The sequence below is a fragment of the Streptomyces sp. NPDC044984 genome, from assembly GCF_040646935.1.
GTDB lineage: Bacteria > Actinomycetota > Actinomycetes > Streptomycetales > Streptomycetaceae > Streptomyces.
This window is the reverse complement of sequence record NZ_JBEZBE010000017.1, coordinates 1-24,501: the sequence shown is the minus strand read 5'-3', so window position 1 is coordinate 24,501 and position 24,501 is coordinate 1. Positions and strand designations below refer to the sequence as shown.

21 protein-coding genes and 1 pseudogene are annotated in these 24,501 nt (G+C 71.9%); 15 read left to right on the top strand and 7 right to left on the bottom strand.

The genetic code is table 11. The annotated features are described in order from the left end of the window. Nucleotides 1-152 precede the first annotated feature (152 nt). Nucleotides 153-449 (top strand): DUF4193 domain-containing protein, encoded by a 297-nt coding sequence (locus AB0A94_RS19745; protein WP_003993510.1) that lies wholly within the window; start codon nt 153-155, stop codon nt 447-449. A gap of 13 nt (nt 450-462) precedes the next feature. Further along, the gene (locus AB0A94_RS19740; RefSeq protein ID WP_361745926.1) at nt 463-1,407 is read left to right on the top strand and encodes a hypothetical protein; all 945 of its coding nucleotides are present in this window, start codon (nt 463-465) and stop codon (nt 1,405-1,407) included. A gap of 43 nt (nt 1,408-1,450) precedes the next feature. Here the strand turns inward: AB0A94_RS19740 and AB0A94_RS19735 are convergent, their stop codons facing one another. Beyond that, nucleotides 1,451-1,921, bottom strand: coding sequence for a DUF3093 domain-containing protein (locus AB0A94_RS19735; RefSeq protein ID WP_361745924.1), 471 nt, complete (start codon nt 1,919-1,921; stop codon nt 1,451-1,453). A gap of 58 nt (nt 1,922-1,979) precedes the next feature. Between AB0A94_RS19735 and AB0A94_RS19730 the strand changes: the two genes are divergently transcribed. From AB0A94_RS19730 to AB0A94_RS19695, 8 genes are all read left to right on the top strand, one after another. Next, nucleotides 1,980-2,564 (top strand): PaaI family thioesterase, encoded by a 585-nt coding sequence (locus AB0A94_RS19730; RefSeq protein WP_361745922.1) that lies wholly within the window; start codon nt 1,980-1,982, stop codon nt 2,562-2,564. Further along, nucleotides 2,561-3,121 carry a dUTP diphosphatase gene (dut, locus tag AB0A94_RS19725; RefSeq protein ID WP_217129024.1) on the top strand — a complete coding sequence of 187 codons (561 nt, stop codon included), beginning with the start codon at nt 2,561-2,563 and terminating at the stop codon, nt 3,119-3,121. Before AB0A94_RS19730 ends, dut begins: the two co-directional genes overlap by 4 nt. A gap of 1 nt (nt 3,122) precedes the next feature. Further along, entirely contained in the window at nt 3,123-3,878 is a 756-nt protein-coding gene (locus AB0A94_RS19720; protein ID WP_361745920.1) for a DUF3710 domain-containing protein, read from the top strand. A gap of 391 nt (nt 3,879-4,269) precedes the next feature. Next, nucleotides 4,270-4,962, top strand: coding sequence for an ABC transporter ATP-binding protein (locus AB0A94_RS19715; RefSeq protein ID WP_361745918.1), 693 nt, complete (start codon nt 4,270-4,272; stop codon nt 4,960-4,962). A gap of 54 nt (nt 4,963-5,016) precedes the next feature. Further along, nucleotides 5,017-7,569: a DUF4118 domain-containing protein gene (locus tag AB0A94_RS19710; RefSeq protein ID WP_361745916.1), complete on the top strand. Its 2,553-nt coding sequence runs from the start codon at nt 5,017-5,019 to the stop codon at nt 7,567-7,569. Then, on the top strand, nt 7,566-8,246 hold the full coding sequence (locus tag AB0A94_RS19705) for a response regulator (protein ID WP_361745914.1): 681 nt from the start codon (nt 7,566-7,568) through the stop codon (nt 8,244-8,246). The genes AB0A94_RS19710 and AB0A94_RS19705 overlap by 4 nt, the downstream gene beginning before the upstream one ends. 100 nt (nt 8,247-8,346) lie before the next feature. Beyond that, on the top strand, nt 8,347-8,745 hold the full coding sequence (locus AB0A94_RS19700; protein ID WP_078661935.1) for an OB-fold nucleic acid binding domain-containing protein: 399 nt from the start codon (nt 8,347-8,349) through the stop codon (nt 8,743-8,745). Nucleotides 8,746-8,748: 3 nt separating this feature from the next. After that, entirely contained in the window at nt 8,749-9,513 is a 765-nt protein-coding gene (locus tag AB0A94_RS19695) for a DUF3159 domain-containing protein (RefSeq protein ID WP_361745912.1), read from the top strand. Nucleotides 9,514-9,578: 65 nt separating this feature from the next. Here AB0A94_RS19695 and AB0A94_RS19690 read toward each other — a convergent pair whose 3' ends face one another. Together AB0A94_RS19690 and AB0A94_RS19685 are read right to left on the bottom strand one after the other, a co-directional pair. Next, on the bottom strand, nt 9,579-10,247 hold the full coding sequence (locus AB0A94_RS19690; RefSeq protein WP_361745910.1) for a TrkA family potassium uptake protein: 669 nt from the start codon (nt 10,245-10,247) through the stop codon (nt 9,579-9,581). Beyond that, nucleotides 10,247-10,918, bottom strand: coding sequence for a TrkA family potassium uptake protein (locus tag AB0A94_RS19685; RefSeq protein WP_361745908.1), 672 nt, complete (start codon nt 10,916-10,918; stop codon nt 10,247-10,249). The genes AB0A94_RS19690 and AB0A94_RS19685 overlap by 1 nt, the downstream gene beginning before the upstream one ends. A 236-nt stretch (nt 10,919-11,154) precedes the next feature. On the opposite strand from AB0A94_RS19685, the gene AB0A94_RS19680 reads away from it, so the two are divergent. From AB0A94_RS19680 to AB0A94_RS19660, 5 genes and pseudogenes are all read left to right on the top strand, one after another. After that, a complete protein-coding gene (locus tag AB0A94_RS19680) occupies nt 11,155-12,105 on the top strand; it encodes a PfkB family carbohydrate kinase (protein ID WP_361745906.1) in 951 nt (316 codons plus the stop codon). Nucleotides 12,106-12,448: 343 nt separating this feature from the next. Continuing rightward, nucleotides 12,449-14,494 carry an APC family permease gene (locus AB0A94_RS19675; protein ID WP_361745904.1) on the top strand — a complete coding sequence of 682 codons (2,046 nt, stop codon included), beginning with the start codon at nt 12,449-12,451 and terminating at the stop codon, nt 14,492-14,494. 67 nt (nt 14,495-14,561) lie between these two features. After that, a complete protein-coding gene (locus AB0A94_RS19670; protein ID WP_361745902.1) occupies nt 14,562-15,890 on the top strand; it encodes a class I SAM-dependent RNA methyltransferase in 1,329 nt (442 codons plus the stop codon). Between the two features lie 359 nt (nt 15,891-16,249). Next, nucleotides 16,250-17,773, top strand: coding sequence for an ATP-binding protein (locus tag AB0A94_RS19665; protein ID WP_361745900.1), 1,524 nt, complete (start codon nt 16,250-16,252; stop codon nt 17,771-17,773). Between the two features lie 138 nt (nt 17,774-17,911). Then, nucleotides 17,912-18,203: pseudogene (locus tag AB0A94_RS19660) on the top strand (Fic family protein); the annotation flags it as partial. A 453-nt stretch (nt 18,204-18,656) separates the two neighbouring features. Here the strand turns inward: AB0A94_RS19660 and AB0A94_RS19655 are convergent. The 4 genes from AB0A94_RS19655 to AB0A94_RS19640 form a co-directional block, all read right to left on the bottom strand. Then, entirely contained in the window at nt 18,657-21,308 is a 2,652-nt protein-coding gene (locus AB0A94_RS19655; protein ID WP_361745898.1) for a DUF6493 family protein, read from the bottom strand. Beyond that, a complete protein-coding gene (locus tag AB0A94_RS19650; protein ID WP_361745896.1) occupies nt 21,305-22,669 on the bottom strand; it encodes an SWIM zinc finger family protein in 1,365 nt (454 codons plus the stop codon). The genes AB0A94_RS19655 and AB0A94_RS19650 overlap by 4 nt, the downstream gene beginning before the upstream one ends. 147 nt (nt 22,670-22,816) lie before the next feature. Beyond that, nucleotides 22,817-23,758, bottom strand: a complete 942-nt coding sequence (locus AB0A94_RS19645) for a DUF2071 domain-containing protein (protein ID WP_361745894.1) — start codon at nt 23,756-23,758, stop codon at nt 22,817-22,819. Between the two features lie 518 nt (nt 23,759-24,276). Further along, nucleotides 24,277-24,501, bottom strand: a 225-nt coding sequence (locus tag AB0A94_RS19640) for a helix-turn-helix domain-containing protein (protein ID WP_361745892.1), incomplete at its 5' end; no start/stop codon positions are given.

Sequence of the window (24,501 nt, the reverse complement as noted above, 5' to 3'; positions counted from 1 at the left end):
CCCGATCACTCATGAGGGGTCCGGTTGGGTGTCGATTGAGTAACAGACCTTGATGTGAGGCAAAATCTCCGCCTCAGGTCGGGCACAAGTCCGGCCTCTCACGCGTTACGTGCGCTGGAGACACCGCATACACCCAGAGGGGGAGAGCGACTATGGCAACCGACTACGACACTCCACGCAAGACCGACGACGACGTCGACTCGGACAGCCTCGAAGAGCTGAAGGCCCGGCGGAACGACAAGTCGGCCTCGGCCGTGGACGTCGACGAGTTCGAGGCCGCCGAGGGCCTGGAACTGCCCGGAGCGGACCTCTCGAACGAGGAGCTGGCCGTCCGGGTCCTGCCCAAGCAGCAGGACGAGTTCACCTGCATGAGCTGCTTCCTGGTCCACCACCGCAGCCAGCTGGCCCGCGAGAAGAACGGCCAGCCGATCTGCCGCGACTGCGACTGAGGCGGGGTCGGCCGTGACTGGCTCGACCCCTCCGCGGAAGCGCCGCTTCTTCGCCAGGGGAGCGGACCCGGGGCCCCAGGAGGGCCCGCAGCACGACACGCGTGACCAAGAGCGGGGCTCAACCGGTACCGGGGCGGCCTCGCTCGAAGCGGCAGCCGGCCGGAGTGACCTCCCGGCACCCCTGGAGGTCACCGCGCCCGTGGCGCACCGGCGGGTCGCCGTGATCCGCGAGAAGGCCCTGGAAGGCGCCCGCAAGGGCGGTGCCCGCGCCCGCGCGGGACTGGGGCACCTCGCGGACCGGATCATCGAGATCGCCCCGCGGGTGCCCGTGCGCGACCTCGGGACGCTGCGCCGGCAGTTCCCCGGCCTCGGCCCCGAGGAGCTCGCGGACAGGCTCGTGGCGGGCGCCGCGAAGGCCACGGCGACGGTCGGGGCCGGAGTCGGCGCGGCGGCCATGATGCCCGTACCGCCCGCGATGCCGGCGGAGCTGGCCGCCGAGATCACCGGCGTCGCCGCGATCGAGCTCAAGCTGATCGCCGAACTCCACGAGGTCTACGGCGTACGGCCGGCCGGCACCCTCGCCCAGCGCAGCACCGTGTACCTCAACTCCTGGTCGGAGGAGCGCGGGATCGAGGCGACCAAGCCCTCGACCGTGAGCGCGGCGCTGAACAGCCGCATGAAGCGCGAACTGCGCCAGCGGATCATGAAGCGCACGGTCCGCAACCTGCCGAACCTGATGCCGTTCCTGGTGGGGGCCGCCGTGGGCGCCGCCATGAACCGCAGGGACACCAGGAAGCTCGCCGCACGCATCCGGGACGACCTGCGCGGGATCCAGGTGCCCTGGGACGCGCTGCCGGCCCTCCCCGCACTGGAGCGTCCCGAGGACGCCCTCCCCGAGGACGCCCTCAAGGAGCTCGGCGGCCACCGGGGGAAGGACGACGGGCACCGGGCCCCGTGAGTCCTCCGGGCGGCATCCCACCCGCGTGCCGCCCGTACCGCCGCTAGGCGGCGTCCGCCGCGTCCTTCGCCGCCCGCAGCGCCCGCGCCAGCCGCTCCGGCTCGCGTGTCGACAGGAAGACGTAGGGAGTCGGGTCCGCCGGGTCCGTGACGTCCACGCGCAGCGCGCCCGGGATGTACGCCCGCAGCAGCATGAAACAGCGCGGGTCGGCCTTGTGGGAGCGCCAGGCCCGGGCCTCGTCGGCGTCCAGGACCTCCGCCTCGCCCAGCGCCGACACCGGGATCTTCGCCTCGCCCGCGATCAGGTGGCCGCCCACCACCCGGATGCGCACCGAGCCGTACGAACTGGCCACGACGGCCGCCGCGGCGGTGCCGCCGGCCAGGCCGCCGAGCATCGGCAGCGTGCCGAACGGCAGCAGGATCAGCGCCAGGGAGACCCCCACCAGGAAGGAGATCAGCCACCAGGAGCGGGGTGCGGTGAGACGTTCTTCGTACGGGGTGGCGGAGAGCTGCATGAATCCAAGCTTGGCACGGTGTCGGGCCGGGACCCGCGCGCGGGTAAGGTCTGCGGCTGTGAGTGGTACTTCCGCAGCTCTTCAGCCTCCGGCCGACGCCGTGCCCCCCGTGCGCCATCCGGACGCCCCCGCACCCGGCGAGCTCCTGGGCGCGCACTACGGACAGTGTTTCGGCTGTGGCGGAGAACAGCCCCACGGGCTGCACCTCGAGGCCCGCGCCGGCGAAGGCGTGTCGATCACCGCCGAGTTCACCGTGCGGCCCGTCCACCAGGGCGCCCCGGGACTCGCGCACGGCGGGGTGCTCGCCACCGCCCTGGACGAGACGCTCGGCTCGCTCAACTGGCTGCTGCGCACGATCGCGGTGACCGGCAGGCTGGAGACCGACTTCGTCCGGCCCGTGCCGGTCGGCACCGTGCTGCACCTCCGGGCCGAGGTGACGGCGGTGGCCGGACGGAAGATCTACTGCACCGCCACCGGACGCGTCGGCGGCCCCGACGGGCCGGTCGCGGTCCGCGCCGACGCCCTGTTCATCGAGGTCAAGGTCGACCACTTCGTCGACCACGGCCGTCAGGAGGAGATCCGGGCCGCGATGGAGGACCCCGACCAGGTCCGCCGCGTCCGCGCCTTCGAGGTGAACCCGTGAGCGGGCCCCGCTCCGGCGCGCTCGAGGTACTGATCAGGCGTGTCGACCCCGACGTACCGCTTCCGGAGTACGAGCACCCGGGGGACGCGGGGGCCGATCTGCGGACCACCGAGGCCCGCGAACTGGCTCCCGGCGAGCGGGCGGTACTGCCCACGGGGGTGTCTGTGGCGCTGCCCGACGGGTACGCGGCCTTCGTGCACCCGCGATCCGGTCTCGCCGCCCGTTGCGGCGTCGCCCTGGTGAATGCCCCGGGGACGGTTGATGCCGGGTACCGTGGGGAGATCAAGGTGATCGTGGTGAATCTCGACCCGCGCGAGACCGTGCGGTTCGAGCGCTTCGACCGGATTGCCCAACTGGTCGTCCAGCAGGTCGAGAGGGTCCGCTTCGTACCGGTGGCGGAGCTTCCCGGCTCGGCGCGGGCCGAGGGGGGCTTCGGGTCCACCGGCGGGCACGCCTCGGTGGAGGGCGAGAACGGCACAAGCGGTCAGGCCGCCGTCGGCGGCACAGCGGGTGGGAATCGATACGCTTCGGTCGTATCCGACCGGGAAGGACAGTGACGTGTTCGGACGTCGCAAGAAGAAGGATGCCGCCGACGGTGCGGCCGGCGAGGCCGAGCAGGTCGTCGACGGTGTCGACGCTGAGGCGGGCGAGGAGGCCGAGCGGCTGAGGCTCGAGCCGGCGCCGCGGCCCGACGGGCCCTGGGACAGCACCGAGATCAGCGCGCCCGGCGAGGGCCGGGTCGATCTGGGCGGCCTTTTCGTGCCCGGTGTCGACGGCATGGAGCTGCGGGTGGAGGTCGCGGGCGACGCGATCGTCGCGGCCACCGTCGTGCTGCGGGACAGCGCCATCCAGCTGCAGGCCTTCGCCGCGCCCAAGCGGGAGGGCATCTGGGGCGAGGTGCGCGAGGAGATTGCGGCCGGCATCACCCAGCAGGGCGGCATCATCGACGAGGTCGAGGGCCCGCTGGGCTGGGAGCTGCGGGCCCAGGTGCCGGTGCAGCTGCCGGACGGCACCGGTGGCTTCCAGGTCGTGCGGTTCGTCGGTGTGGACGGTCCCCGCTGGTTCCTGCGCGGGGTGATCTCGGGCCAGGGCGCGGTGCAGCCGGGGGCCGCCGGGCTCCTCGAGCAGATCTTCCGGGACACGGTCGTGGTGCGCGGCGAGGGCCCGATGGCCCCGCGCGACCCGATCGTCCTGAAGCTGCCGAACGACGCGCAGATGGTCCCCGAGAACGTGCAGCAGGAGGAGGGGGGCTCCCGCTTCGCCGGCGGCATGGGCCAGCTCCAGCGCGGACCGGAGATCACCGAGGTCCGCTAGCCGGGTCTCCGACGGGTCGAAGGGCCGCATCCCGGGCGGGGTGCGGCCCTTTTCACGTGCGCGAGCCGGTGTGCGGTGCGGGGCGGGGCGGACCGGGGCGTCGGGCGTTGACGCCGACCGGGGGCGGGCCGCGTTGCCCGGCGCTTGCGGGGTGCCTCCCCCAGTGCCCGAACGGCCGGGGAGGCGCCCCCATCGCCCTGGGGGTACCTCCCAGGCCCTTCAGGCACCGGGGGAGGCACGACTGCCCGCGGTCGCGGCGGCTGTCCGCGGTTGCGGCGGTACTCGTGGTGGTTGCGTGCTCGTGGGCGTGGGGGACGAGTCGGTCCGGCTGTTGATCGACCGGGCGCCCAGCGGGGATACTGGCGCCCGGTCCACGGGGGAGGGCGGTCGGATGGGTCAGGCGGTCACCGCGACCATGGTGCGCGTCGAGGACGTGCACAAGTCGTACGGCACCGGAGCCGCCGCCGTCCACGCGCTGCGCGGTGTCTCCTTCGACGTGCCGCGCGGTGAACTGGTCGCCCTCAAGGGCCGCTCCGGGTCCGGGAAGACCACGCTCCTGAACATCGTCGGCGGCCTCGACACCCCTGACCGGGGACGGGTCGCCGTCGGCGGCCGCGACCTCGCCGGCCTCGACGAGAACGGGCTGCTCGCCCTGCGCCGGGACCACGTCGGCTTCGTCTTCCAGTCCTTCGGACTCATCCCCGTCCTCACCGCCGCCGAGAACGTCGGCGTCCCGCTGCGGCTGCGCCGCGCCGACCCGCGCGAGCGCGAGGAGCGCGTCGACCTGCTGCTGTCCCTCGTCGGCCTCGCCGACCACGCCGCCCAGCGGCCCGGCGAACTCTCCGGCGGCCAGCAGCAGCGCGTCGCCATCGCCCGCGCCCTCGCCAACAGCCCCTCCCTCCTCATCGCCGACGAGCCCACCGGCCAGCTGGACGCGGAGACCGGGCACGCCGTGATGGAGCTGCTGCGCGCGGTCGTCCGCAGCGAGCACGTCACCGCGCTCGTCGCCACCCACGACACCACCCTCCTCGGCCTCGCCGACCGCGTCCTGGAGTTGAGCGACGGCGGGATCACCGAGCACTGACCCCCGCCGGGGCCCCGCGTCCGGCCGGGCGTCACGGGGGAAGACAATGAGGTCATGGGACGTGGCAGCCTTCGGATCCACCTCGGTGCGGCACCGGGCGTCGGCAAGACGTACGCGATGCTCTCCGAGGCCCACCGCCGTGCCGGTCGCGGCACCGACTGCGTGGTGGCCCACGTCGAGCCGTACGGCAGGCCCCGCACCGAGGAGCTGCTGCACGGACTGGAGCGGATCCCGCCCCGGGACGTCGAGCACCGCGGGGCCGTCCTGACCGAGATGGACCTCGACGCGGTCCTCGCCCGCCGCCCCCGGGTGGCCCTCGTCGACGAACTCGCCCACACCAACGCCCCCGGCTCGCGCAACGCCAAGCGCTGGCAGGACGTGGAGGAGCTGCTCGCCGCCGGGATCGACGTCCTCTCCACGGTGAACATCCAGCACCTGGAGTCGCTGGGCGACGTCGTGGAGTCGATCACCGGCGTACGGGAGCGGGAGACGGTACCCGACGAGGTGGTGCGGCGGGCGGACCAGATCGAGCTGGTCGACATGACGCCCGAGGCGCTGCGCCGCCGCATGGCGCACGGCAACATTTACCAGCCGGACAAGGTCGACGCCGCCCTGTCCAACTACTTCCGCCCCGGCAACCTCACCGCGCTCAGGGAGCTGGCGCTGCTGTGGGTGGCCGACCGGGTCGACGCCCACCTCCAGCGCTACCGCAGCGAGCACGAGGTCTCGGCGATATGGGGCTCCCGCGAACGGATCGTCGTCGGCCTGACCGGCGGTCCCGAGGGCCGCACCCTGCTCCGGCGGGCCGCGCGGCTGGCGGAGAAGGGCGCCGGCGGCGAGCTGCTCGCCGTCTACATCTCCCGCAGCGACGGGCTCACCGCGGCCTCCCCCGGGGAGCTGGTCGAACAGCGCACCCTGGTGGAGGACCTCGGCGGCACCTTCCACCACGTCGTCGGCGACGACATACCGGCCGCCCTGCTCGCCTTCGCGCGCGGGGCCAACGCCACCCAGATCGTGCTCGGCTCCTCGCGCCGCCCGGCCTGGCAGTACGTCCTGGGACCCGGTGTCGGCGCGACCGTCGCCCGGGACTCGGGACCCGACCTGGACGTGCACATCGTCACCCACGAGGAGGTCGCCAAGGGCCGCGGGCTGCCCGGAGCCCGGGGCGCCCGGCTCGGGCGCTCCCGGCTGGCCTGGGGCTGGGCGGTCGGGGTGGCCGGCCCGGCGGCGGTGGCGCTGCTGCTCAGCGCGGTCGACCTGGGACTCGCCAACGACATGCTATTGTTCCTGGCCCTGACGGTGGCGGCGGCCCTGCTCGGCGGGCTCTGGCCGGCGCTGGCCTCCGCGGCGGTCGGCTCGCTGCTGCTGAACTACTTCTACACCCCGCCCCTGCACACCTGGACCGTCTCCGACCCGAAGAACATCGTCGCCATCGTGATCTTCGTCGCGGTCGGCGCGGCGGTGGCGTCCGTGGTCGACCTCGCGGCCCGGCGCACCCACCAGGCGGCCCGGCTGCGCGCCGAATCGGAGATCCTCTCGTTCCTCGCCGGCAACGTGCTGCGCGGGGAGACCGGCCTGGAGGACCTGCTGGAGCGGGTCCGGGAGACCTTCGGCATGGAGTCCGCCGCCCTCCTCGAACGCGCGGGCGACGTCGAGCCGTGGACCTGCGCGGGGCGGGCGGGGCGCGGACGCCCGGTCGAACGGCCCGAGGACGCGGACGTGGAGGTGCCGGTCGGCGACCACATGGCGCTGGCGCTGACCGGCCGGGTGCCGCCCGCCGAGGACCGCAGGGTGCTGGCCGCCTTCGCCGCGCAGGCCGCCGTCGTCCTGGACCGCCGCCGGCTGCGCGAGCAGGCCGACCGGGCCCTCGCCCTCGCCGAGGGCAACCGCATCCGCACCGCGCTGCTGGCCGCCGTCAGCCACGACCTGCGCACCCCGCTGGCCGGGATCAAGGCCGCCGTCTCCTCGCTGCGCTCCGAGGACGTCGAGTGGTCCCCCGAGGACCGGGCCGAGCTGCTGGAGGGCATCGAGGACGGCGCCGACCGCCTGGACCACCTGGTGGGCAACCTGCTGGACATGTCCCGGCTGCACACCGGCACGGTCACCCCCCTGATCCGCGGGATCGACCTGGACGAGGTGGTGCCGATGGCGCTCGGCGGGGTGCCCGAGGGCAGCGTGACCCTGGACGTCCCCGAGGCCCTGCCCATGGTCGCCGTGGACCCGGGGCTGCTGGAGCGGGCGCTGGCCAACGTGATCGAGAACGCCGTCAAGTACAGTCCCCCCGGCCTGCCCGTCCTGGTCGCCGCCAGCGCCCTCGCCGACCGGATCGAGGTGCGGGTGGTGGACCGCGGCCCCGGCGTCCCCGACGAGGCCAAGGGCCACATCTTCGAGCCCTTCCAGCGGCACGGTGACGCCCCGCGCGGAGCCGGTGTCGGCCTCGGACTGGCGGTCGCCCGGGGCTTCGCCGAGGCCATGGGCGGCACCCTGAACGCCGAGGACACCCCCGGCGGCGGCCTCACCATGACGCTCACCCTGTGCGCCGCCGCGGCGCACCCGGAGAACCCGCGGGCCGCGACGGCCGCAGAACCCGAAAGGCAGCCCTCATGACCCGTGTGCTGGTGGTCGACGACGACCCGGCGATCGTGCGCGCCCTCGTGATCAACCTCAGGGCACGCTCGTACGAGGTCGACTCCGCCCACGACGGCGCCGGCGCCCTCCGTACGGCCGCCGCCCGCCATCCCGACGTCGTCGTCCTCGACCTCGGCCTGCCCGACATGGACGGCGTCGAGGTGATCAGGGGGCTGCGCGGCTGGACCCGGGTGCCGATCCTGGTGCTGTCCGCCCGGCACGCCTCCGACGAGAAGGTCCAGGCACTGGACGCGGGGGCCGACGACTACGTCACCAAGCCCTTCGGCATGGACGAACTGCTGGCCCGGCTGCGGGCCGCCGTACGCCGCGCGGAGCCCGCCGGCGACGGGGGCGACACGGTGGTGGAGACCGCCGCCTTCACCGTCGACCTGGCCGCGAAGAAGGTCAACCGCGGCGGCAAGGACATACGGCTGACCCCCACCGAATGGCACCTGCTGGAGGTGCTGGTGCGCGGCGGCGGCCGGCTGGTGGCGCAGAAGCAGCTGCTGCGGGAGGTGTGGGGGCCGTCGTACGGGACGGAGACGAACTACCTGCGCGTGTACATGGCGCAGCTGCGGCGGAAGCTGGAGGCGGATCCGTCACATCCGAAGCACCTCATCACCGAGCCGGGCATGGGCTACCGCTTCGAGAAGTGAAGGTCAGGGGCGCCCCCGCGCGGAGTGTCGCGGGGCGGGCCGTTCGGCCCGGGGCGGCAGGGGGTACGTAACCGTCAGTGCACCCCGGTACGCTTCAAGCATGAGTGCTGTTCCTCGACCGGAGAAGCCGGCAGGCCGGTTCCGGCGCATGCTCGACCGGCTCTCCTCGTCTCAGGAGGACCTGGAGTCCGAGGAGCTGCGTGAGGACGCCGAGACGGCCGGCTGCACGCGGATAGGCGACTGCCGCGACCGGCAGATCGTCACGGTTACTGGTACCTTGCGCACGGTCACGCTGAGGCCGCGCGCCGGGGTTCCGGCCCTGGAGGCCGAACTGTTCGACGGCTCCGCCGCGCTCGACGTGGTGTGGCTCGGCAGGCGCTCCATCGTGGGCATAGAACCGGGGCGCAGGCTGATCGCATCGGGCCGGATCTCGATGAGCCGGGGCCGCCGGGTGCTGTTCAATCCGAAATACGAACTGAGACCCCTCGGACGGGAGTAGCCGGTGACGTCACTCGACAAGCCGACGACCGAAGACACATCCGCGGACGACGCCCGGGCGGTGACCGAAGCCGCCCTCTTCGAGGCGTTCGGCGGGGTGCGGGGCATGGTCGAGACGGTGCTCCCCGGGCTGCTCTTCGTCAGCATCTACACGGTCAACAAGGACCTGCACATGTCGGCGATCGCGGCGCTCGCCGTGGCGCTGGTGATGGTCGTGGTCCGGCTGGCGATGAAGGACACCGTCAAGCACGCCTTCAGCGGCGTCTTCGGCGTCGCCTTCGGCGTGGTCTTCGCGATGATGACCGGCAACGCCAAGGACTTCTACCTGCCGGGCATGCTGTACACGCTGGGCCTGGCCCTGGCGTACATCGTCACGGCGATGGCGGGCGTCCCGCTGATCGGTCTGATGCTGGGCCCCGTCTTCAAGGAGAACCTCTCCTGGCGCACCCGGAACCCCGGCCGGAAGAAGGCGTACACCAAGGCCAGTTGGGCCTGGGGGCTGATCCTGCTCGGCAAGAGCGCGATTCTCTTCCCGCTGTACTGGTGGGCGGACACCACGCAGCTGGGCTGGGTGCTGGTCGCGCTGAAGATTCCGCCGTTCCTGCTGGCCGTGTACCTGACCTGGGTGTTCCTGGCGAAGGCGCCGCCGCCCATCGACGTGTTCGCCGAGATGGAGGCGGAGGAGCGCGCGGAAGAGGAGCGCAAGGCCGCCGCCGCGCAGGAGAACGACGGGACGACGACGGCCGGCCGTCACCGCCGCGAGTCCTAGTCCGTACGGAAGAGGGGGCGCCCGGAGAACTCCGGACGCCCCCTCTTTTACGGCTTCTACGGCTTCTACGGCTCCCTGCGGACCGAGAGCAGGTCCTCCAACTGCTCCTCACGCGCCTGGGCGGCCACGAAGAGGAGTTCGTCGCCGGCCTCCAGGGAGTCCTCCCGGGTCGGCGTCAGGACGCGCGTGCCGCGGATGATGGTGACCAGCGAGGTGTCCTGCGGCCACGCGACGTCCCCGACCTGCGTGCCGGCCAGCGCCGACTCCTCCGGCAGGGTCAGCTCGACCAGGTTGGCGTCGCCGTGGCTGAAGCGCAGCAGCCGGACCAGGTCGCCCACGCTCACCGCCTCCTCCACCAGGGCCGACATCAGGCGCGGGGTGGAGACGGCGACGTCCACGCCCCAGGACTCGTTGAAGAGCCACTCGTTCTTCGGGTTGTTCACCCGGGCGACGACGCGCGGAACGCCGTACTCGGTCTTGGCGAGCAGCGAGACGACCAGGTTGACCTTGTCGTCGCCGGTCGCGGCGATGACGACGTTGCAGCGCTGGAGCGCCGCCTCGTCCAGGGAGGTGATTTCGCAGGCGTCGGCGAGCAGCCACTCCGCCTGCGGCACGCGCTCGACCGAGATGGCGGTCGGCGCCTTGTCGATCAGCAGGACCTCGTGGCCGTTCTCCAGCAGCTCGCCCGCGATCGAGCGGCCGACGGCGCCGGCTCCGGCGATGGCGACCCTCATCAGTGACCGCCCTCCTGTTCGGGACCCTTGGCGAACGCCGCCTCGACCCGGTCGATCTCATCGGTGCGCATCATCACGTGCACCAGGTCCCCCTCCTGCAGCACCGTCTGCGAGCTGGGCAGCATCGCCTCGCCGAGCCGGGTCAGGAAGGCCACCCGCACGCCGGTCTCGTCCTGCAGCCTGCTGATCCTGTGTCCCACCCAGGCCGTGGAGGTGTGCACCTCGGCGAGCTGGACCCCACCGGTGGGGTCGCGCCACAGCGGCTCGGCACCCGAGGGGAGCAGCCGGCGCAGCATCTGGTCGGCCGTCCAGCGCACGGTCGCCACGGTGGGGATGCCCAGGCGCTGGTAGACCTCCGCGCGGCGCGGGTCGTAGATGCGGGCGGCGACGTTCTCGATGCCGAACATCTCCCGGGCCACCCGCGCGGCGATGATGTTGGAGTTGTCACCGCTGGAGACGGCGGCGAAGGCGCCCGCGTCCTCGATGCCCGCCTCGCGCAGCGTGTCCTGGTCGAAACCGACGCCGGTGACCCGGCGGCCGCCGAACGAGGAGCCCAGCCGGCGGAAGGCGGTGGGGTCCTGGTCGATCACGGCGACCGTGTGCCCCTGTTCCTCCAGGTTCTGGGCCAGGGCGGAACCCACCCTTCCGCAGCCCATGATGACAATATGCATCGCGTCACACCGCGCTTCCTGCAGGCCGTTCGACCTTCATGACCTTCGTGCTCATGTCTCTCTTTCGGCTCGCCAGGCAAACATCGCGGCCTGCGTGCGGGCCGCCAGGCAACATCATGCCGGGGGATCGCGGTCCCGACGCCCTCCGGGGCCCGGCCGCCGCGTTCGTGTGCCGGGTCCAACGTATCCGCACCGCCCGGGCACGACCGAGACCCGGGGCAAGGAGAGAGCCGGCCATGACCACCGAGATCGACGTCCTCGTCCTGGGCGGCGCGGGTGTGGACACGATCGTGCACGTGCCCGAGCTGCCCGTACCGCTCGCCGACAGCCACATGATCCGGCCGGGCATCGTCACCCGCGCGGGGCAGAGCGGCGATTTCGTCGCCCTCGGCACCAGCGCCCTCGGCCTGCGCACCCACCACCTCGACCTGATCGGCGACGACCACGAGGGCGACCTCGTCCGCGCCCTGCACCGGGACCACGGCATCGGGCTCACCGCCGTACCGCAGTCGTGCGGCACCAAGCGCGCCGTCAACCTGGTCGGCCCCGACGGCCGGAGGCTCTCCCTGTACGACGCGACCCGCTGGTCCGAGACGGACCGGCTGCCCGAGGAGACGGTGCGCGAGCTGGCCGCCGTCAGCCGGCACGCCCACGTCGTCATCACCCAGCCGTGCGCCGGCGCCCTGCCGCTGCTGCGCGAGTCGGGCGTGACGATCTCGACCGACCTGCACGACTGGGACGGCGTCAACCCCTACCACGAGCCCTTCGCCCTCGCCGCGGACCTCGTCTTCCTCTCCGCCGCCGCCCTGACCGACCCGGAGCCCGTCATGCGCCGGATCGCCGCGCGGGGCCGGGCCCGGATCGTCGTCGCCACCGCGGGCGCCGAGGGCGCTCACCTGCTGGCCGACGACGAACTGACCCGTGTTCCCGCGGCCGGGCCCCCGGCACCGGTCGTCGACTCCAACGGGGCCGGCGACGCCTTCGCGGCCGCCTTCCTGCACGGCTGGCTCGGCGGCGAGGACGCCCTCCGCTGCGCCCGGCTCGGGGCGGTGGCGGGGGCGTACGCCTGCACGGTGCCGTCGACGCGGGTGGCCGCCATCGGACCGGAGGCCCTGCTCGCCGGAGCCGCCGAGCCGGCCTCCGGGACGGTCCCCGAGCCGGTCCCCGGGACGGTCAGCGGCGCGTGATGCTGCGCACGCTCGCCAGCGTGAGGATCCCGAGGCCGACGAGGGCGGCCGCGGCGCCGATCAGTTCTGGGATCGGGTGCATGGAACCTCCACGGAGCGGCAACGGAGCGGCAACGGACGGGAAGCGGCCGGGGCGGCGGACGACGCTCGGTCACAGAGGCGACGACGCTCGGTCACAGAGGCGACGACGTTCGGTCATATAGGCATAGAACTGCCCCGACCTGCCGAATCAGCGGTCCGGTCACCCGGTGATTTCACCCGGAGGGCAGAGGCGTATGGATGCCGTATGGATGTGGGGTGGTGGTTGGGCCACCCCTGGTCCGAAGGCTTACGATCCACTGCTGTGTCCAAATTGACCGACGTGCCCAAACGGATTCTGATCGGGCGCGCACTGCGCAGTGACCGGCTGGGCGAGACGCTCCTGCCGAAGCGCGTCGCACTCCCCGTCTTCGCCTCCGACCCGCTCTCCTCCGTGGCGTACGCCCCCGGCGAGGTGCTGCTGGTCCTGTCGATCGCGGGCCTGTCGGCGTACCACTTCAGCCCCTGGATCGCCGTCGCGGTCGTCGTGCTGATGTTCACCGTGGTCGCCTCCTACCGGCAGAACGTGCACGCCTACCCCAGCGGCGGCGGCGACTACGAGGTGGCCACCACCAACCTCGGCCCCAAGGCCGGGCTGACCGTCGCCAGCGCCCTGCTCGTCGACTACGTCCTCACCGTCGCCGTGTCGATCTCCTCCGGGATCGAGAACCTGGGCTCGGCGGTCCCGTTCGTCGTCGAGCACAAGGTGGCCTGCGCGATCGGCGTGATCGTGCTGCTGACGCTGATGAACCTGCGCGGCGTGAAGGAGTCGGGCACCCTCTTCGCGATCCCCACCTACGTCTTCGTCGCGGGCGTCTTCACCATGATCGCCTGGGGGGCGTTCCGCGGGGTCGTGCTCGGCGATGACATGCGGGCGCCGACCGCGGACTTCGAGATCAAACCCGAACACCCCGGCCTCGCCGGCTTCGCCCTGGTCTTCCTCCTCCTGCGCGCCTTCTCCTCCGGCTGCGCCGCGCTCACCGGCGTCGAGGCGATCTCCAACGGCGTACCGGCCTTCCGCAAGCCCAAGTCGCGCAACGCCGCGACCACGCTCGCCATGATGGGCCTGCTCGCCGTCACCATGTTCTGCGGCATCATCGCGCTGGCCGCCGCCACCGACGTCCGCATGGCCGAGAACCCCGCCAAGGACCTGATCCACGACGGCGCCCCGCTCGGCGCGGACTACGTCCAGGACCCGGTGATCTCCCAGGTCGCCGAGGCCGTCTTCGGCCACGGCAGCATCCTGTTCATGATCCTCGCCGCCGCCACCGCGCTGGTGCTGTTCCTCGCCGCGAACACCGCCTACAACGGCTTCCCGCTGCTCGGCTCGATCCTCGCCCAGGACCGCTACCTCCCCCGTCAGCTGCACACCCGCGGCGACCGCCTCGCCTTCTCCAACGGCATCGTGCTGCTCGCGGGCGCGGCCGCCCTGCTGGTGTGGGTCTACGGCGCCGACTCCACGCGGCTGATCCAGCTCTACATCGTCGGCGTGTTCGTGTCCTTCACGCTCAGCCAGACCGGCATGGTCCGCCACTGGAACCGGCTGCTGGCCACCGAGAAGGACCAGGCCAGGCGCCGCCGCATGATCCGCTCCCGGGCCATCAACACCTTCGGCGCCTTCTTCACCGGCCTGGTCCTGGTCGTCGTCCTCGTCACCAAGTTCACCCACGGCGCCTGGGTCGCGCTGCTCGGCATGTGCATCTTCTACGCGACGATGACGGCGATCCGCCGGCACTACGACCGCGTCGCCGAGGAGATCGCCGCCCCGGAGACCCCCGCCGACGACATGGTGCGGCCCTCCCGCGTCCACTCGGTCGTCCTGATCTCCAAGATCCACCGCCCCACGCTGCGCGCACTCGCCTACGCCAAGCTGATGCGCTCCGACAGCCTGGAGGCGCTCAGCGTCAACGTGGACCCGGACGACACCAAGGCACTGCGCGCGGAGTGGGAACGGCGCGGCATCGACGTACCCCTGAAGGTGCTCGACTCGCCGTACCGGGAGGTCACGCGGCCGGTCATCGACTACGTCAAGAGCCTGCGCAAGGAGTCCCCGCGCGACGTGGTCTCCGTGATCATCCCCGAGTACGTGGTCGGTCACTGGTACGAGCACCTGCTGCACAACCAGAGCGCGCTGCGGCTCAAGGGCCGGCTGCTGTTCACACCGGGCGTGATGGTGACCTCGGTGCCGTACCAGCTGGAATCCTCCGAGGCGGCCAAGAGGCGGGCCCGGAAGCGGCAGGACTGGATCGCGCCCGGCTCGGTGCGCCGCGGTCCGGCGGAGCGGGCGAAGGACTCCTCCACGCACACGTAGACTGGTGGGCTGTCGTCCCGGGCCCTGACGGGCCCGTCCGCTCTCGATGTTGTGGAGTCACCCCGCCATGCAGGCAGAACCGAGGAAATCACTGGTGGGGGAGGAGTACGAGGTCGAGGTTGGCCCCGTCGCCCACGGCGGCCACTGCATCGCCCGTACGTCCGAGGGCCAGGTCCTCTTCGTCCGGCACGCGCTGCCCGGTGAGCGGGTCGTCGCGCAGGTCACGGAGGGCGAGGAGGGGGCCCGCTTCCTCCGCGCGGACGCGGTGCGGGTGCTGGACGCCTCCAAGGACCGGATCGACGCCCCCTGCCCCTTCGCCGGTCCCGGCCGCTGCGGCGGCTGCGACTGGCAGCACGCCAAGCCGGGCGCCCAGCGGCGCCTGAAGGGCGAGGTCGTCGCCGAGCAGCTCCAGCGCCTCGCCGGGCTCACCCCCGAGGAGGCCGGCTGGGACGGCACGGTGATGCCGGCCGAGGGCGACAAGGTCCCCGCGGGCCAGGTCCCGGCGTGGCGCACGCGCGTGCAGTACGCCGTCACCGCCGACGGCCGCGCGGGACTGCGCCGGCACCGCTCGCACGAGGTCGAGCCGATCGACCACTGCATGATCGCCGCCGAGGGCGTCAGCGAGCTGGGCATCGAGAAGCGGGACTGGACGGGCATGGACTCCGTCGAGGCGATCGCCGCGACGGGCTCCCAGGACCGCCAGGTCGTCCTCACCCCCAAGCCCGGCGCCCGCCTCCCCCTGGTCGAACTCGACCGCCCGGTCTCGGTCATGCGCATCGACGAGCGCTCCGGCCAGCTCCACCGCGTCCACGGCCGCCCCTTCGTCCGCGAACGCGCCGACGGCCGCACCCACCGCGTCGCCGGCGGCGGCTTCTGGCAGGTCCACCCGAAGGCCGCCGACACCCTCGTCACCGCCGTCATGCAGGGCCTGCTGCCCCGCAAGGGCGACATGGCCCTCGACCTGTACTGCGGCGTCGGCCTGTTCGCGGGCGCGCTGGCCGACCGGGTCGGCGAGTCGGGCGCGGTCCTCGGCATCGAGTCCGGCAAGCGCGCGGTGGAGGACGCCCGCCACAACCTCGCGGACTTCCCCCGGGTGCGCATCGAACAGGGCAAGGTCGAGTCGGTCCTGCCCCGCACGGGCATCACGGAGGTCGACCTGGTCGTCCTCGACCCGCCGCGCGCCGGCGCGGGCCGGAAGACGGTGGAACACCTGTCGTCCCTGGGCGCCCGCCGGATCGCGTACGTGGCCTGCGACCCGGCGGCGCTGGCACGGGACCTGGCGTACTTCCGGGACGGGGGGTACCGGGTGCGGACGCTGCGGGTGTTCGACCTGTTCCCGATGACGCACCACGTGGAGTGCGTGGCGATTCTGGAGCCTGCTGACAAGGGCGCCTGACCTGCGGTTCAGCAGGAGCGGCGGTGGGCCTCGACCTGTTTCGCGACATCCAGCAGGTCGAGCCCTTCGGGCCCCTCTCACCTGTGGGTTTGTGCTGGAGTGACGGGTAGGAGCGGCCGCGCGACGCCCGGCCGTCGGGATTCTTGACGCTCATATGACGCTCGACTCCCGTCAGCGAGACCCGCGGGAACAGTGTGGTGCGATGCCCCGTGGCCGCATTGTCGGGAGCCGCTGACACAGCTCTGCGACGATCACCGCCAGTGATCTCTGCTGTCGGGCACAGCAAAGTCAAGCTGGACGGATTCTGTCTAAGGGGACTTAGACATGTCGTGGTCGATCCGGGCTGGTGGGGAGTTCCGGTGGACGAGAGCGTGCTCGCCAAGCCCGGGGACGTGGTCGACCGTGATCGTGAGTGGGGTCTGCTGACCGAGTTCGTCACGGACCCGGATCCGGCGATGCGTCTGGGGATCGTGTCGGGGCGTAGGCGGCACGGGAAGTCGTATCTTCTACAGGCGCTGTCGGAGCGGGTCGGGGGTCTGTACGTCACCGCGGTGCGGGAGGAAGGGCGACTGCCGGCGATCCAGAGGTTCAGCGACGCCATCGCGGTCCACGCGGGTCTGCGGCCCGGCACGCTGCGGTTGACCGACTGGCGCGAGGTCCTGTCCAACGCCCTCGACGTCACCGCGCGTTCGCGGACTCCGCTGCTGGTGATCGACGAATCGCCGTATCTCCTCCAGCACTCTCCCGAAATTCCGGGCCTGCTGCAGCAGCTCTACGACGAGCGCCAGCGGGGCTCCGGGGCCGGCCCCGGAGCGCGGGTGATCCTGTGCGGGTCCGCGATGAGCGTCATGCACGAACTGCTGTCGGGGACGGAACCGTTGCGCGGCCGTGCGGTGATCGATCTGAGACTGGGGGCCTTCGACTACCGGGCGGCACGCGAGTTCTGGCAGATCGACGACCCGCTGACCGCCCTGCAGGTGCACGCCGTCCTCGGTGGCGCTCCCGGATACCGCCCCGTGGCGGCCCGCCCGCACCCGAACGACGGCCTCGTCTCCTGGCTGACGCGGACGCTCCTGGACCCGGGGCGGGCGGTGTACTCGCGCATGGAGACGGAGTATCTGCTGCGTGAGGATCCGCGGATCACCCAGCACACCCTCTACTACGACATCCTCACGGCGATCGCCCAGGGCGCCACCACCCCCACCAGGATCGGCGCGGCACTGGAACGACAGCGCAACGCAGTCACCCACCCGCTCGACGTCCTGGAGTCCCCCGGCTACATCCAGCGCGAGCAGGACATCCTGCGTCCCCGCCACCCCGTCATCACCCTGGCCGACCCCGTCATCCGCTTCAACCAGCTGATCACCCTGCCGCAGGCGGCCACCGTCGAGCAGGGCTTCGCCGAGGAGGCGTGGCAGGCCGCCGCGCCGACCTTCAACTCCAAGATCCTCGGCCCCCACTTCGAGGACCTCGCCCGCACCTTCACCCGCCGCTACGCCCGCACCCTCCTCCCCGGCGGCCTGCCAGGACCGGTCGGCACCACCGAAGTGGCGGACCCCGTGGCCCGCACCAAGCACGAGGTGGACGTCATCGCCCTGGCCCTGGGCGAACGCCCGCAGGCCCCCCGCGCCCGGATCGCCCTCCTCGGCGAGGCCAAGGCCACCGCCGCCCGCCGCGGCACCGGCGACCTGCAACGCCTGGAGCGCATCCGCACCCTGCTCGCCGGCCAGGGGTACGACACCGCGGGCACCACCCTGGCCCTGTTCTCCCTGCACGGCTTCCACCCGGACCTGATCGAGTCCGCGGCCGGCCGCGACGATCTGCTCCTGGTCGACCTGGCGACTCTCTACGGGGTCGGGCAGCCACCCTTCCTGTCGCGATGACAACGGCGAACTCAGCGGCGCGGTGGGGGTAGGGCGTGCCCGCGCACAGCAGTGGTGCGCCGCGGGTTGTCAGGTGCGGCCGGTTCAGGACGACAGCGGCGACGTCGATGCCGATGAACAGTCAGCCGGGTTTCAGTGGCGGTCGAGCGGCCCCGGACCAACGTGTCCGGAGCCGAGCCGTATCCCCACGCCGCACGAGAAGGCGGCGGCACTGCTGCACTCCGTCGCCCGCAATCACGCGCTGACCGACGGCAACGAGCGCACCGCCCGGCTCGCCATGCGCGTCTTCCTGCGGCTCGACGGCGTCAGCGCCAGTACCGTCCCGCCGCCCGTCTCCATCGCCGGCCCGTTCGTCGAGGGAGCCGTGCAGGACACCATCGATGTACCGGCTATGGCCAAGTGCCTGTCGGCCTGGGTCCCCGTTTCCTGACGTTCGACGACGTGGGGGGGCAGGGCACGCGCGTGCCCTGCCCCCCCACGTCGTCCGGCCTGCTCGGACCGGGCCGGAACCGGGGCGTTGCGCACTGGAGGGCGTGGCTCCCTGCGCGCGTGTGCCGCGTCGGTGAGGGCAGTCGGCCGCGGCGGAAGGTGCTCGCCGTCCGGGACGTCGTCGTCCACGTGCCGGTAGAGCGGAACTTGTGCGGGAGGTCCGAACCCATGACCGGGCAGCGTGCGCCTTCAGAAGGTCTGGCTGTCGCGGGCGATCTGCCGCGCCCGACGGAGGCAGGCCGTCACGAGTATGTGGTCGGTGTCCGCGCGGGAGATGAGTACGCCGCAGAAGCTCGGCTCATGGAGCCAGTTGCGCAGGGGCTGGATCTCGCCAGCTCCGGTCGGAGGTGGACGTGACACCACACGCGGTGGTGTCACGTCCACCTCTTCGGGGCTATGTTCCGGCGAGCGCCGCGCGCAGCCGACGGGCCTGGCTCACCAGCCGGGAGGTGCCCCGCCGGTCGGCCACCGGGTCGAGTCCGGACATCTCGCCTCGGGCTCCGGTGCGTTCGGCGCACTCGGCGGCCACGGTGAGCAGTTCGCCGAGACCTCGGGACTCGGCGGGGGACAGGTTCTTGGACAGGAGCGGGGGCAGCGCGTCACGCAGCACGGTCCAGACGGTGCGGTACGCGCCGGTGGACGCGGCCGTCCCCAGGGAGTCCGCCAGGCGGCTCGGAGTGACGACTCCGATGAGCATCAGTGCGCCGAGGTCGGCGGCGAGCGCACTGGAGTCCAGCTTCTCCTGTGCCGCCAGCAGCAGCAGCGCGTCGACGGCGGCCAGTCTGTCTTCCTGCCGCTGGACGCCGAGCCCGCCGGCCACCACCAGGGACATCGCGGGTCCACTCACGCCGGGTGACAGCGCGAGCAGTGGCAGGACCGAGCAGACGTCCGGATCCTTCTCCTCGTACTGGGCGCAGTGCAGGACGTGCTGTATCAGCCGCAGGGCTATGAGCTCCGGGTGTTCGGGCAGCAGGGCGGGCCAGTGGGTCTGCTGGATGGCCGCGGCGGCGCCGCAGTGGCACCGGTAGTGGGCGCCGACAGCCGGACTGCCCAGCTCACGGAAGGCGTGTGGGAGGTCCTGGAAGGCGATGATCTCGCCGGACCAGACGATCGGTGTCGTCTCGTTCTGCACCGTGCGGTGCAGGCCCGTGACGGTGAGGCCACCGGTCCGCAGCCAGTCGGCGAGCTGCTGCCCCTCGGGCGTGCCCAGCGCTGCGGCCCGCGCGGCGGCGGTCTCGGCGGCCACCGGGTCCGTGGTGCGCACCCGAAGCAGGGCCTGTGCGAAGTCGCACTCTCCGACGCGGGCGCCGAGCCGCTGGTACGTCTCCAGCCGGTCGGTCAGCTCTCCCGGCTCCAGCAGCCCGTTGTCCCAGGTCGGCGTCGACAGCAGGAAGGGTTGCGGATCGCTGAGCAACCGGTGGGCGATCTCCCAGAAGCGAGCCCGACAGGGGCCGTCCGGGAGGCAGCCGGCGTTCGCGCCGCCGCTGTCGACCTGCGCCTGCGTGGTGGCCGGCGCGACCCGCTGGTGGAGGCTGGTGAGGACCAGGTCGAGGGCGAGCTGCGCGGTGAAGTCGAGTGGGGAGTGGGCGAAGCCGGTGACGACCGAGTCGTCGGGGAGAGGCGCGCGGTAGGTGCGGGACCACCATCGCGTCGCCACTACCGGCTGCAGCGCCTCCAGCAGTGCTGCTCGGTCATCGTGGGCCCAGCGCACCAGTCCGTCCAGGGTCCGCTCGAAGTCGGCGACCGGCAGGAAGCCGGTGGAGGCCAGCAGCGCGCCGGTCTCCTCGGCGGTCTCGACCACTGAGGTGGGCGGCGGCGCGAGTCGGACCGGGGAGGGAACGGGCGGCAGCGTGTCCTCGTAGGCCGCCTGCGGGGTTTCTTCCGGTCCGGCGCCCACGGCTTTGATCACTCGGGCGCTCAGGCCGGGGGCGATGGGCACGGCAGAGGCGAGGACAGCCTCACGCGAGGTGGCGTCGGTCAGCTTCGTCCCGTACCGCTCGATCAGCTTCAGAGCCCGTTCCTGGGCCTCGGTGTCCTCGTGGGCGAAGGCGTGGGCCGCGGCCGGAAGCAGCTCGTCGGCCGTGGCGGTGTCCCGGGCCACCACCTTGTCCAGCAGTTTCAGCTGGGCCCGGACCAGGTTCTTCTCCGGCCGGACGAGCACCGCCCGCGTCATGTCGGCCAGGTCATGCGTCGGCAGAACACCGGCCAGGGCGAGATCGGCGAGGACGGACTGGGCGTGGACGGCGACGGGCTGGAGCGCGTCGGCGGCCAGGGCCAGCCAGTCGGCGGTGTGCCCGGCGTGTTCCTCGGCGGTCAGCTCGAGGTCGAGCAGCAGCCGGTGGAACACACGCTGGTCCACCGCTGTTCCGCCGCGCAACAGCCGTCCCAGACATCCCTCCAGCACGGTGGCGCGGTCGAGCGTGCCTTCTGCGGTGAGCCGCGCGAGAGCGAGAAGCCAGGGATTGTCCTTGTTGGAGTGGCCGCTGTTCAGCGCCTGGCCGGTACCCCCCGCCGTGAAGAGGCCGGCCACCATGGACGTGAGGTGCGGCGACTGTCTCAGCCGCTCGGCGATCGAGTCGGTGTTCCAGCCGTTGCCGTAGATGTCGCGTATCCATGCGTGCACGGAGGCGTCGGTCACCGGCATCCGGCATCGGGCCGCTTGCACGATCGCTTCGAGGAGGTGATACCGGATGTCCGTGGAGGGTCTGCGGTCGGTGATCCGGTGCGCCAGTTCCGCCAGCCACTCGGCGGGGCGTTCCTCCAGCATGGGGACGAGTCTCTTCTCCGCCACCCACACGCACTCCCAGTCGGAAGCGGTCAGCCAGGACGCGACGGCCGCAGCGCCGCTCTGGCAGGCGACGCCCGCCACCAGCAGCGCAGGGGAGGCGGCCCGGAGCTGCGCCGTCATCCGGGCGTCGCGGAACTCCTTGCACAACGCCTTCAGCGCAGGCAGCTCCCCGCGCCGCTCGGCCGCTGTCATGCCGTTCACGATCGTCACCACATCGTCGGCCCGCCCGCCGCGCACCGCTTCGATCAGCTTGCTCAACTGCTTCTCTCCCGTCGTGCCATCCGTACCGCCAGCGCGTGCTTGCAGGGGCCGCGCCCGCCTCGGTATTTCGCCCACCACAGGCAACTGCACCTCAGGACGCCGGCGTCCTCGCACACCCGGTGGGTATGGCCGTCCTCGGTGGTGACGGTGCCCAGTGCGCCGTCCAGCGTCACAGCACTGGCCGACAGCAGGGCACGGGCATGCCGCAGCCTCGGGTTGTGACGCTCGACGAGACCTGAGTCGTAGGGCAACTCCCGGTGGAAATAGGCGGCTTCGGCCGTGTCGTAGCCCACCCGGCCGGAGGTGGCCAGGCGCACCAGCGCCGACCGGACCCGCGCGGTGGTCAGTCCGCAGGTCGCGGCCAGATCACTCACGTCGATCCGCGGCTCCCACGCCAGCAGTACGGCCACCAGCTCCGCGTCCTGGACGGTCTCGTCATCGGCCAGCGCCTCCAGTACGCCGCCCTCGCCGGAGAAACCACGTGAGACGTCCGGAGAGAGAGTGAGCGTCAGGCGCATCCCGGGCAGAACCGCTTCCCAGGCACTCGCGGTGGCCGCCCGGTCGTCCCCCACGGGACCGTAGACGCGCAGCGCGGTGGCGTGCCGCAGCACCCGCTGAAACGCGGTCAGCCGCTCCGGGCCGGGCAGGCACACCGCTCCGGGAACCGGACGCGTCGTGGGCCGAAGCCCTTGCCCGACCGGCACGAACCAGGCCGGGCCGCGCGGTCCCCTTCCATCGCCGCGGGGCAAAGACCGCAGGAACCGGACTGCCTCGGCGGCGGGCAGTTCGGCACGCAGGTCGAACCCGGAAGCGATCGCCTGCGCCTCGGCGAAGCCGCGCAGCCACCGGTCGGGCAGGGGCACCTTCTTCTCCACCACCGCACCGTCCAGTGTGGTCACCGTCAACTCGTCCGGCCCTACCCGCAGATGGACCGGGTCGCGCGGACCGACGCGCGTGAGGGCCTCGCGCAACGGGTGGTTGACGTCGATGTTGGTGGTGCCCTGTCCGATCTCTCCTCCGTCGAGGCCGCCCGCCAGCACGTCGAGCCGTGCGTAGACACCGCAGCAGCCGGAGAACGACTCGAAGCGGAGCCGGTCGCCGTTGCCGGTCACCACCGGGTCCAGCCAAGCCGACGGCTGAGGCCGGTAGTAGCGGGCGGCGGCGACGTCGGCCACCGAGAGCAGGCCGGCGGCGGCTGCCCGCGGACTGGTGAGGAAACCCGAGAAGAACCGGGGATGGTCCTGGAAGCCGGAGGGTGTCGCGCCTCGGGAGGTCTCCAGTCCCAAGAGGCTTCCGTCCGCCGAGGCTTCGAGTGCGGAGGAACGCGCGTAGGCGACGGCCCGCGATGATCGCGTCATGGAGGAGACAATAGAGGCGCCCACCGACAACGCTGTGATCAAGCCTTCGCGGCTGCGGCTTCTCGCTCGGTTTCCACCGGTTCCACCCCGTCGGAAGACCGGCACGAGCGGCACACCGGCTCGCGGACGGCGAAATCGTGTTCCGCCTCAGATCGGGTCGCGTTCTTCGCTCTCGAAGCGAAACCTCACGCGCGGTACCAGGAAAGCGAACGGTTCGGCATTTCCGATCACGGCACTGGCTGCCGCGGACACAACCGTCCCGGAAAGAGCTGTGCAGGACTTGAGTGGGATACCGAGAGAGATCTCCTGCCGGGTCACCTGTCCACGCCATGGTTGAACCGAGAGCGCACGGTCTTGAGGCACGCAGTAGGCGAGCATCTGCCCGTAGTCGGGAAAAGCACAGCGCCAGGGCCCGTCCGTCGGCCACTCGGGCAGCGGAACGAGGTGGGCTTCGGCGTCCGGGGCGGTACCGCGCCCTGGAGCCAGGAGGAGCTCGATGTGATCGTCCTCCGACACGAGTATCGAAGCCCGTTCAAAAACGTGCATGGGTAGTGCCTCGGCAACCATGCGGGCGCCGAGGGCGTGCAATGTGCGGTCGACAGCGGTACTGAGGAAGTAGACGCCCAGGGAGCCTGTGCGGCGGTGGCGCACGTAGATCCGCCAGTTGCTCTGCAGCGGCGAGGGCAGAAGCCGCCGCCACCGGCCGAGCAGCGCCGGCCCCAGATGTCCGTGGCGGTAACTCAGGAAGGTCAGCATCGCCTGGTCACCGCCCTCGCCGATGCGCTGCAGTTCCAGGCCGGGCGGCACCAGGGGTGCGATGCGGTGGGCGTCGACCACGTAGTTGACGTAGACGACGTCGGTGACGTCGCTGACGAAGACCATTGATGGGATGCGCTCACAAACCCTCCGCAGCAGTCGACTGTCGGCCACCCAGTTCAGCGGTGCGGCGAGCCGACCTCGCGGATGAATCCACGGTGCGTACCGCCCGTATCCGGTCTGTCGGCGCGTGCGGCGCAAGGAACGCTCAACGGCCCAAGTGGCCGAGCCGACCGACAGGACAGAGCCGAGCACGGCGAGGAACATGAGCATGAAGGCAGTATGGCGACCGCGGTGAACCTGGCTTCGGCCGCCGGGGACGTGGCATACGGCCTCACTCTCGCGTTCCGCCACGTCCGGGAGCCCGAGCCCGGACCTGCCAGAAGCCGTCTGCCGTGAGCAACCCGGCACCGGGGCCCTTCCTGTCAGCGACGACGCAGGTCGGCTGGGCCTCCTGCCGCTCACCGGTCTCCTTGAAGCCGGCGGTTCTCGACCCCCGGTAACCAAGTGATCCGGGCCATCAGCCGAAACGCGCCGAACCGGCTCCCGCCTCCGAACCGTCGCCGGCCTGACAGCGCCCTCAGGGTTCCTCCAGGACGACGGCCGGAGGGCTCTTCCGGGCGCGGGTCAGGTAGCCGGAGCGGCAACAGGCTGGGACTTCGACTGCCGGTGAGGCCGTGACCGTCACAGGTCCGAAGAGCTGATGACGGGCCCGGTGTCCGAAGGGCCTCGCGCTGCCGGTGACGGCCGAAGCGCGTCGCGAAGCGCGGGCGACCTTCCCGCTCCGCATCTCACCTGGCGTCGAAGGACTCCCGTGCCTTTTCGATCTGGGGCATGTACGTCCGTACCCAGTCCAGGAGGACATCGACTGGAGGGCGCATGGTCTTCCCCAGCGGAGCGACCCGGTACTCCACCGCGACAGGCCTGGAGCTCACGACCTCGCGCTCGATGATGCCGTTGCGCTCCAGTCTGCGCAGGGTGGCAGTCAGCGACTTCTGTGTGACCGCGGGGATCGC

What these genes read in the sequence shown, in the direction of transcription:
- AB0A94_RS19670 (WP_361745902.1), top strand. Translation starts at nt 14,562, where the DNA reads ATGCAGGCAGAACCGAGGAAATCACTGGTGGGGGAGGAGTACGAGGTC.
- AB0A94_RS19645 (WP_361745894.1), bottom strand. Translation starts at nt 23,758, where the DNA reads ATGCTCATGTTCCTCGCCGTGCTCGGCTCTGTCCTGTCGGTCGGCTCG.
- AB0A94_RS19715 (WP_361745918.1), top strand. Translation starts at nt 4,270, where the DNA reads ATGGGTCAGGCGGTCACCGCGACCATGGTGCGCGTCGAGGACGTGCAC.
- AB0A94_RS19690 (WP_361745910.1), bottom strand. Translation starts at nt 10,247, where the DNA reads ATGAGGGTCGCCATCGCCGGAGCCGGCGCCGTCGGCCGCTCGATCGCG.
- AB0A94_RS19745 (WP_003993510.1), top strand. Translation starts at nt 153, where the DNA reads ATGGCAACCGACTACGACACTCCACGCAAGACCGACGACGACGTCGAC.
- AB0A94_RS19700 (WP_078661935.1), top strand. Translation starts at nt 8,347, where the DNA reads ATGAGTGCTGTTCCTCGACCGGAGAAGCCGGCAGGCCGGTTCCGGCGC.
- AB0A94_RS19650 (WP_361745896.1), bottom strand. Translation starts at nt 22,669, where the DNA reads ATGACGCGATCATCGCGGGCCGTCGCCTACGCGCGTTCCTCCGCACTC.
- AB0A94_RS19710 (WP_361745916.1), top strand. Translation starts at nt 5,017, where the DNA reads ATGGGACGTGGCAGCCTTCGGATCCACCTCGGTGCGGCACCGGGCGTC.
- AB0A94_RS19685 (WP_361745908.1), bottom strand. Translation starts at nt 10,918, where the DNA reads ATGCATATTGTCATCATGGGCTGCGGAAGGGTGGGTTCCGCCCTGGCC.
- AB0A94_RS19705 (WP_361745914.1), top strand. Translation starts at nt 7,566, where the DNA reads ATGACCCGTGTGCTGGTGGTCGACGACGACCCGGCGATCGTGCGCGCC.
- AB0A94_RS19735 (WP_361745924.1), bottom strand. Translation starts at nt 1,921, where the DNA reads ATGCAGCTCTCCGCCACCCCGTACGAAGAACGTCTCACCGCACCCCGC.
- AB0A94_RS19680 (WP_361745906.1), top strand. Translation starts at nt 11,155, where the DNA reads ATGACCACCGAGATCGACGTCCTCGTCCTGGGCGGCGCGGGTGTGGAC.